A 7,985-nucleotide genomic window follows, 5' to 3' on the forward strand; every position below is an offset into this window, starting at 1 on the left:
TGACTCGACTGATGGGGCTGACGGAGCCGGCGGCAGTGAATTTTGCGTGTCGATTGTGAGGAAATGGAGGGAGGGAAGTTTCGGAGCCCGCTGAAGTATGTTAATTTCCTGTCAATTCTGTCTTTTCTGAGGTTTTGCCCCTAAGGTGCAACTCAAGACTGCCGCGCGATTGACCCTTCTGCCTCCCTACTTGTTCGCCGAGCTCGACCGGCTCAAAAAGGAGGTGCAGGCAAAGGGTGTTGACGTCATTAGCCTTGGTATAGGGGATCCTGACCTCTCTACACCCCCACATATTGTGGATAGTCTCAAGCGGGCCGCCATCGAGCCCAAGAACCATCGGTATCCCGACTACGAAGGTCTCGAAACTTTCAGGCGAACCGCCGCCGAGTGGTACGCGAGACGCTTTGGTCCTGAGTTCGACCCCGCTCGGGAGGTCTGCGCCCTCATCGGCTCCAAGGAAGGTATTGCCAATTTTTCGACTGCTGTCGTCGATCCGGGGGATATCGTGCTGATTCCGGACCCCGGTTACCCGGTCTATTACTCAGGCTGCGTCTTCAATGGCGGTGAACCGTACTTCCTGGTGCTCAAAAAGGAGAGCGGTTTCCTTCCCAACCTAGAGGCCATCCCCGAAGAAGTCGCCCGCCGCGCAAAGCTGCTCTGGCTCAACTATCCCAACAATCCTACCGGAGCGACGGTCGATCGCTCGTTTTTTGAAAAGGCGGTGAAGTTCTGCCTGCGCAACGACGTAATTCTCGCTCACGACAACGCGTATTCCGAGATCGCGTACGACGGTTATCGCGCGCCGAGCGTGTTTGAAGTCGAGGGCGCACGGGAATGCGCCGTTGAATTCCATTCGCTGTCCAAAACCTTCTCCATGACCGGTTGGCGCGTAGGATTCGTGGTGGGCAACGCCCAGTTGGTTGGCGCGCTTGGTAAGGTGAAGACCAATTTCGATTCCGGAGTATTCCAGGCCGTGCAGGAGGCCGCCATCACCGGGCTTGCAGGAGGCGATGGCGACAAGCTGGCCGAATATTGCGCCATCTATAAAGAGCGGCGCGACCTGCTGGTCGGCGCGCTGAGCGCTATCGGCCTGGTCTGTGCGACGCCGCGCGCGACCTTCTATATCTGGGCTGAAGTACCTAAAGGCTACAGTTCGGTGTCGTTTACCGAGCGCGTGCTGAAGGAGGCGGGAGTTGTCATCACTCCCGGCTCCGGATTCGGCAAGGGTGGTGAGGGGTTCGTTCGCTTTTCACTAACGGTGCCAAGCGAGCGGCTAAGCGAGGCAGTTGCACGAATTAAGGCGCTTCGGCTGTAACGGCAGGGATGCCCAATAGGGCTTTCATTGGAATAGGCAGTAATCTAGGCGATCGGGCCGCCAATTATCGCGAGGCGATTCAACGTATCGCTCAGATACCTCAGACGCGGGTGGTGCGTCAGTCGTCGATCTATGAGACCGAACCGGTCGGCGATCTCAAAGGTGCATTCCTCAATGGCGTCATCGAGGTTGAAACCGAAATCAACGCCGACCTCTTGATGCGGCGGCTGCTCGGCATCGAGCGCGTGATGGGCCGCAAGCGAGTGCGCGGCCGCAAGCCGGCGCGCGGCAAGTACCGCCCGCGCATCATCGACCTCGACTTGCTGTTCTTCAACAAGGAAACCATCGACACCCGCGCTGTTACCATTCCGCATCCGCGACTTCAGGAGCGCCTGTTCGTGTTGGCGCCGATGAGCGAGCTGGCGCCTACGCTCATTCACCCCAAACTCAACAAATCGATTTCGGAAATGATGGCGGCGCTGAAGTCGCCGTTCCGCGTAACACTTGCACGCGCCGACCTCCTGCGTCCGGCGCTTAAACGGGAGGCTGCCAGCCGATGACTTCGCGCCGCTGCAGGCCCTGGCGGCGGCCAAATGCGGCGCGACTTGTCACCGTTCGTCGGACGCCTGGATGACATCTGAGGATGGCTTTCAGATAGTCGAGCAGATGGTGCAGATTCTTCCCAACGACGACTGCCCAGCCCAGGTTTTGGTCGCCTCGGTGCGCAAATTTGACCCACTTAGTGCGCGCCGCCGAATTGGCGCCCACGTGGCGAGGGTGCCGTTCAGCCTCCTGAGACAGATCCTTCACCATCCGCTCACCGACAAGGGTCTCGACGCGTTCCTGGCCGACAGGCGCAAGACCAGTCACAAAGATCTAGTTGCGACATTGTCAGAGACAGTTTCCCGTAGGCGGAGAGGTACCGAGCAAAAAGCGAGGAACAGCGAGCCGCGCCCCTGATGAGAGTCCTTGAGTTGTCGCTACCATTCGGACCTGCGAGCAATCTGCGGCTGTCTCGCCGCACGAGCCCTCCTCTCGCGAACGAGGGAAGTTCCTAAAGATGGGAGCGATGAAGCTGCGCATTGGATTTCTCGCGTCTCACGTGGGCAGCAACCTGCAGTCGATCATTGATGCATGCCGCGCCGGCAGGCTCGTGGCCGACCTGTGCGTGGTTATCTGCAACAACTCCCAGGCGCACGCGCTCGAGCGTGCGCGCGGCGCTGGAGTTGCGACCCGTCATCTGAGTTCGCATACCCACCCTTCCAAAGAAGCCCTCGACGGCGCAATTCTCGAAACCATGCGCGCGCATGAGGTCAACCTGATCGTGCTGGCCGGCTACATGCGCAAGCTTGGCCCGCGCACGCTCGCGCATTACCGGGGCCGCGTGCTCAATATCCATCCCGCCCTGCTGCCGAAGTTCGGAGGCCCCGGCATGTACGGCGCGCGAGTTCATGAGGCGGTACTCGCAGCGCAGGAAAAAGAATCGGGCGCGACGATTCATCTGGTGACCGAAGAATACGATCAGGGTCCGATCATCGCGCAGAGCCGGGTCGCGGTCCTCCCCAGCGACACCGTCGAGTCGCTCGCCGCGCGCGTGCTCGAAGTGGAACATGCGCTGTTTCCGGAGACCTTGGCGAGAATCGCTCGCGGCGAGATTGAACTTGTAGGCTGAATGGGCACCCGGCTCTGAGCCACCAAGGCGCCAGTTTATGGGAACGATAGGCCCCCTCTTCGGGTCGGAGTCTTGGCTGCCCCGCACACCGACGAAATGAAATCGTGATTCGGTCAGTTGTTGGTCGCCTGTTCCGCGATCAGTCGGTCGAGTTCCACGCGTAGACGCGGAAGCACCTCGGCATAGCTGAAGAAACCCACCTTCCGATCTTTCTTTTTCAGATTGACCGTGGTCGGACCGCACCACAGGCCGAGGTCGGCGTCGTCGGTCTCCCCAGGGCCGTTCACCCGGCAGCCCATCACCGCGATGGTAATCTTGTATTTCGCCGCGTATTCGGTCAGCTCCTTTACCTGTTGTGCAAGCTCCACGAATTTCTCGTTCTCAACCCGCGAGCACGAGGGACAGGAGATGATGTTGAGCCCTTTGCCGAAGTCCGGCACCGAAATGAACTTGCCGGCGTACACGTCGTCGATGATCTTGTGGCCGACGATCACTTCCTCGTGCTTGCGCTCGTTGGGCAGCGTCAATGACACGCGAATGGTCTCGCCGATTCCTTGTGCCAGCAGCTTTTCGAAGGCGAGGCGGGTCTTGATTATTCCGTCGGGCGGGAGTCCGGCTTCGGTCACGCCGAGGTGAATCGGGACATCCGGGCGACGCTCCGCGAAGCGGTGATTGGCTTCCACCACTTTTTGCGGATCGGAATCCTTGAGCGAAACCACGAATCTCGTGAACCCGAGCTGGTCCATCACCTCGCAGTGGTAGGCGGCCGATTCTACGATCGCGTTCAATTGATCGCCGGGATATTTCTGGAGGAACGCGGGCGCGAGTGAACCGCAATTTACCCCGATGCGGATCGCCAGATCGTGATCGCGCGCCACCTCGACCAACCACCGAACCTTCTGCTCGACGGTTTTTTTCTTCTCGATGTGGTGCAGATGGCCCGGGTTATAGCGAATCTTGTCGACATGGGGGGCGACCCGGTCCGCGATTCGATAGTTTTCCTGCAGATCGACCGAAAGCGTGATGCCTCTGGTCTGGGCCCGGATTTCCTTGAGCGCCGGAATCTCCTTGTCACTGTCCAACGCAATGCGGACGATGCCCGCGCCGGCATCGGCGAGCTGGTGCGCTTGCGCGACGGTCTGCTCGACATCGATGGTCCGGGTCGCGCACATTGATTGCACGACCACCGGTGCATCACCGCCGACGGTTACCCCGCCGATCCTGACCGCGCGGGTCCTGCGACCCGCTGTTGCTGACTCCATCCTGCCTATGCTGCCCGACGCGCCAAGCGCGTTCTAGTACCGCGCGATCCTAGTGCTTGTGCTCCTCCGTTACCGCCATCGCAATCGCACCGTGGCTGAAGGCCGCGCCCGCGCGCATCGCAGCCGCCACCCACACCGCCTCGGCGATCTCTTCGTCCGTGCATCCTTTTTCCTTGGCGCGGGAGACGTGCGCCTCGATACACCAGGGGCACTGCGTGACATGCGCGGCGGTGATAGCCATCAATTCTTTGGTCTTGCTGGGAATTGCACCGTCCTTGAACACCACCTGGTCGAAATCGAGAAAACCCTTGAATGCGTCGGGCGCCATCTGGCGCAGCTTGCGGAGATTCTTGGAGGTTTCCTTGCCGTAGAAATCAGCCATCGTTGCGCTCCCTGGGCGTCCAGACCGCCCTCTTCCCGTGGGTAAGCTTTGCCTCAACCGCATGCGGCAGGAAGGCCGCCGCGCAGTGCAGATGATACCAGATGTGTTGGCATCAGGCCTACGTGCCACGCAGTCGCCGTTGCGACGGGTAGTGGTGTGCCACGGCGTGCAATTCGTTTGCAAAGTTTCACCAGCCGCACTAAATTTCGGGTCGATAGGATTAGTGATATTGACCTCTGGAATTAGGAGGACTGCTGGTAATAGCGGATGAAGCCGCGAGCGGTTTCCAACAATTTGCGGCCAGGACTCTCACGAATGTTTCAGCCAGGCTCGACCGCAAGCGTCAGCGACTCCCGCCCCTTTCCTGACGTAATTCTGCGCAGCCAGTTATTCGAGCTGGTTGGAACACATTCGCTCTCGAGCGAGCAACGCTTGATGCTCGCGGTGCTGGCCGATGCGATCAACATAGTGCAGGACTTTCACCATGCCGGCAGCCTGCGCAAACGCCCGGCCTTCGATGAGGCGTGGGCGTGGATCTTCAGCAGGCGTACCGCCTGTCCGTTGTCGTTCGAGAATGTCTGTGACGCACTCGGGATCGATAGCGATGCACTTCGCTGGCGCCTGCAGGCACTGGTTTCCGGGACTGAACCGGGCACGCGCATCGCTCCGCTCCGGCTGCGACTGAAGGAAGCAAGCCGCGTGCAGAGGCTCACCGTCAATCGTGTTCGCCGCCGCCATAAGCGCCACTTCCCCCACGCCCGCCACGCCCGCTAGGGACTCGGAAAATCTGCGCTGCTTTCCGTTGGTACTCTCAATGCGCTGACGCGGTCGTCGGGGCGTCGGCCGAATCTTCGTGATGAGGTAGCGGCCCAACTTCCCGAGCGCAGCGCGCGCCTTCCCCCTTCGCGAGAAAACTCCAGAACCGATGCACTTCTCCACCGGAGAATTTATAACTAGGTTGGGTCGCGAGGAGACCCTGCCGATGGAAGGTCCACTGTCCGGTTTCAGAGTCGTAGAACTTGCGATGTGGGTTGCCGGCCCCGCAACCGCAGCCGTGCTGGGTGACTGGGGCGCGGACGTGGTCAAACTCGAAGACCCAAACGGCGGCGATCCGATCCGGGGCATGATAACCCGCACGACCTCCAATCCCGATCTGCACGTGCGCCCTCCGTACGAACTCGACAATCGCAACAAACGGTCGGTCGCGGTTGATGTGCGAAAATCCGAAGGGCATGACCTCGCGCTGCGCATCATCGATCGCGCCGACGTCTTCGTCACCAGCCTGCGGCTCGATGCGCTCGAGCGCATGAGACTCGACTTCGCGACCCTGTCGGCGCGAAATCCGCGCCTGATTTACGCATCGCTTAACGGCTATGGGCACCGCGGCCCGGACCGGCTTCGGCCTGCCTACGACTACGCGGCCGCATGGGCGCGATCGGGATTGATGGCCACCATCCAGGAGCCGGGATTCCCGCCTCCTGCGCAGCGTCCTGCTATGATCGATCATGCGGCCGGGCTCGGTCTGGCCGGGGCAATCTCGGCCGCGCTGCTTGCTCGCGAACGCAGCGGTCGGGGATGCGACGTGACGGTCTCGCTGTTCTCGATGGGTCTGTGGATGAACGCGACCGATCTCACGATCGGTCTGATGACCGGGCGCGCCCCGGAATCCGAAGGCCGCACTCAACGCATCAACCCGCTGTGGAGCTCGTATCGATGCAAAGACAGCAAGTGGGTCTACTTCGTCATGGTCCAGGCCGATCGATTCTGGAAGCCGTTTTGCGAAGCGCTTGGACACCGCGAATGGATTGACGATCCGCGTTTCGCCCACGCCGGGGTGCGCGCGAAGAATTGCGCTGCGATGACCGCACTGATTGACGAAGTAGTAGCAACCCGGGCGCGCGACGAGTGGGCGCCCTCCTTCGATCGTCACGAACTCATCTGGGCGCCGGTGCATACCGCCGCCGAAGTGCTGAACGACCCGCAGGCCCACGCGATCGGTGCATTCGCCGCGTTGGACCATCCGCCTGTCCCAGGGACTCGGGTGGTGAATAGTCCGATTGAATTTGGCACCTTCCGACCCAAACCGCATCGGGTGGCGCCGGAGTTGGGCCAGCACACCGAGGAAGTTGCCCTGGAAGTAGGCCTGTCCTGGGAAGAAATAGGCCGACTCAAAGAGGCGCATGCCATCCTCTAGGCCGGCCCCTTCCGAAACCACGATTTTTCCCGGAATCTGAGGCCAAACTCCAGTTAAATTAAGTACTTAAGACGACTCGACGGGTTCGGTTGGACTGACTTAAGCGGCGCTTCGTATGATCGGGACACTTCACCCTCTTGGTGCTGGAGGCCCGTCGTGCGAATGATTTTGCCCCCGATTGCGCATCGGCGCGTAATCGATCATGAACTGTCCGACTTCTTTCACACCCATCGCAAACCGATGTTCAATCGGGCTATTTCGCGCCTATGCCGCTTCTACAATGTGCGGCGGCCGCGTATTTCCTGGTTCGAGTATCTCGATTGGGGCAAGACCGCAGGAAAGACCTACCACGACGGCCGCATCCATCTGGTACATCCCGAAAATTGGAAGCGCGGCCGCATCTACAACACCGAGCGGATGTGGGTGCAGATGATTTATCACGAAATGGCCCATTACCTGTTCTGGACCGATGCCGAGTCCAAAGCCGACCTGTTCATGCGCCGGATGGTCACCCGGCTTAGACCCGCTCCGCGCGCGCGGCGCGGTATCGTCAGCGCCCGGCGCCCCGCCGCGCGCGGCACTCCGGGCGCCCGACCCCGGCGACAGCGGGCGCGCGCCACCGCGAAAAATCGCGGGACCAGGCGCGCACGCCGCGCGCGCTCGGCGTAAGATGTGTGGGGGCAGGCTTTCCAGCCTGGACAACTGCGGTGGCGAACAAACCGAACGTTGAAAATCGCTGGTGGGTTGAAACCACTGTTAAGCGACCCAAAAAGGCCAAGTCCGAGGGCGAAATGCCAAAGCTGCCGGTCGCCATGGCCTTCTACCAGGTAGCGCGCGACTACGATCAGGACCGCGCCAAAGACGACCTGACCGACAACAACCTGCGAATCGCGCGGGCCGCCAATACCCAACCGGGCGAATGGGTCTATGTTGCGATGACCGAGGAGCACTACCCTCCGCACCTGGTCAAGCGCGTGAAGGACGAATTTCGGCTCCCACGCGAGTCTCGGGGCATCGTGCTCGATCACGGGCGGCTGGTGCGACTGCTGATCTGCGGCCCGCAAATCGAGGACTGGATGATCGATATCACGCTCGGCGATGAGCCTTCGGTCGACGTCTATGTGTGGAGCGTGATGCACCGGGAGCGCACCTTTCGTCGG

At 60.8% G+C, this 7,985-nt stretch carries 10 protein-coding genes; 8 read left to right on the forward strand and 2 right to left on the reverse strand.

The features are described from left to right. The first annotated feature begins 145 nt into the window (after positions 1–145). From VGI36_16350 to purN, 4 genes are all read left to right on the forward strand, one after another. A complete protein-coding gene (locus VGI36_16350) occupies positions 146–1,315 on the forward strand; it encodes an LL-diaminopimelate aminotransferase (GenBank protein ID HEY2486719.1) in 1,170 nt (389 codons plus the stop codon). Between the two features lie 8 nt (positions 1,316–1,323). Continuing rightward, positions 1,324–1,875 carry a 2-amino-4-hydroxy-6-hydroxymethyldihydropteridine diphosphokinase gene (gene folK, locus VGI36_16355; protein ID HEY2486720.1) on the forward strand — a complete coding sequence of 184 codons (552 nt, stop codon included), beginning with the start codon at positions 1,324–1,326 and terminating at the stop codon, positions 1,873–1,875. A gap of 70 nt (positions 1,876–1,945) precedes the next feature. Beyond that, entirely contained in the window at positions 1,946–2,275 is a 330-nt protein-coding gene (locus tag VGI36_16360; GenBank protein HEY2486721.1) for a hypothetical protein, read from the forward strand. Positions 2,276–2,384: 109 nt separating this feature from the next. Next, positions 2,385–2,987, forward strand: a complete 603-nt coding sequence (gene purN / locus VGI36_16365; protein HEY2486722.1) for a phosphoribosylglycinamide formyltransferase — start codon at positions 2,385–2,387, stop codon at positions 2,985–2,987. Between the two features lie 113 nt (positions 2,988–3,100). Here purN and ispG read toward each other — a convergent pair whose 3' ends face one another. Both ispG and VGI36_16375 read right to left on the reverse strand, forming a co-directional pair. Further along, positions 3,101–4,249, reverse strand: a complete 1,149-nt coding sequence (gene ispG / locus VGI36_16370; protein ID HEY2486723.1) for a (E)-4-hydroxy-3-methylbut-2-enyl-diphosphate synthase — start codon at positions 4,247–4,249, stop codon at positions 3,101–3,103. Positions 4,250–4,298: 49 nt separating this feature from the next. Then, positions 4,299–4,631, reverse strand: a complete 333-nt coding sequence (locus VGI36_16375) for a carboxymuconolactone decarboxylase family protein (protein ID HEY2486724.1) — start codon at positions 4,629–4,631, stop codon at positions 4,299–4,301. Between the two features lie 267 nt (positions 4,632–4,898). Between VGI36_16375 and VGI36_16380 the strand changes: the two genes are divergently transcribed. The 4 genes from VGI36_16380 to VGI36_16395 form a co-directional block, all read left to right on the forward strand. Further along, complete coding sequence (locus VGI36_16380) at positions 4,899–5,405, forward strand: hypothetical protein (protein ID HEY2486725.1); 507 nt, start codon at positions 4,899–4,901, stop codon at positions 5,403–5,405. 208 nt (positions 5,406–5,613) lie between these two features. Further along, positions 5,614–6,825 carry a CoA transferase gene (locus VGI36_16385; protein HEY2486726.1) on the forward strand — a complete coding sequence of 404 codons (1,212 nt, stop codon included), beginning with the start codon at positions 5,614–5,616 and terminating at the stop codon, positions 6,823–6,825. Between the two features lie 156 nt (positions 6,826–6,981). Continuing rightward, a complete protein-coding gene (locus tag VGI36_16390; protein ID HEY2486727.1) occupies positions 6,982–7,494 on the forward strand; it encodes a hypothetical protein in 513 nt (170 codons plus the stop codon). 122 nt (positions 7,495–7,616) lie between these two features. Then, a partial coding sequence (locus VGI36_16395) for a hypothetical protein (protein ID HEY2486728.1) occupies positions 7,617–7,985 on the forward strand: 369 nt, incomplete at its 3' end.

It is taken from the genome of Candidatus Binataceae bacterium, assembly GCA_036495685.1.
GTDB lineage: Bacteria > Desulfobacterota > Binatia > Binatales > Binataceae > JAFAHS01.

Coding starts and splice junctions, on each gene's coding strand:
- ispG (HEY2486723.1), bottom strand. CDS start 4,249: ATGGAGTCAGCAACAGCGGGTCGCAGGACCCGCGCGGTCAGGATCGGC.
- purN (HEY2486722.1), top strand. CDS start 2,385: ATGAAGCTGCGCATTGGATTTCTCGCGTCTCACGTGGGCAGCAACCTG.
- VGI36_16375 (HEY2486724.1), bottom strand. CDS start 4,631: ATGGCTGATTTCTACGGCAAGGAAACCTCCAAGAATCTCCGCAAGCTG.
- VGI36_16380 (HEY2486725.1), top strand. CDS start 4,899: ATGAAGCCGCGAGCGGTTTCCAACAATTTGCGGCCAGGACTCTCACGA.
- folK (HEY2486720.1), top strand. CDS start 1,324: ATGCCCAATAGGGCTTTCATTGGAATAGGCAGTAATCTAGGCGATCGG.
- VGI36_16385 (HEY2486726.1), top strand. CDS start 5,614: ATGGAAGGTCCACTGTCCGGTTTCAGAGTCGTAGAACTTGCGATGTGG.
- VGI36_16360 (HEY2486721.1), top strand. CDS start 1,946: ATGACATCTGAGGATGGCTTTCAGATAGTCGAGCAGATGGTGCAGATT.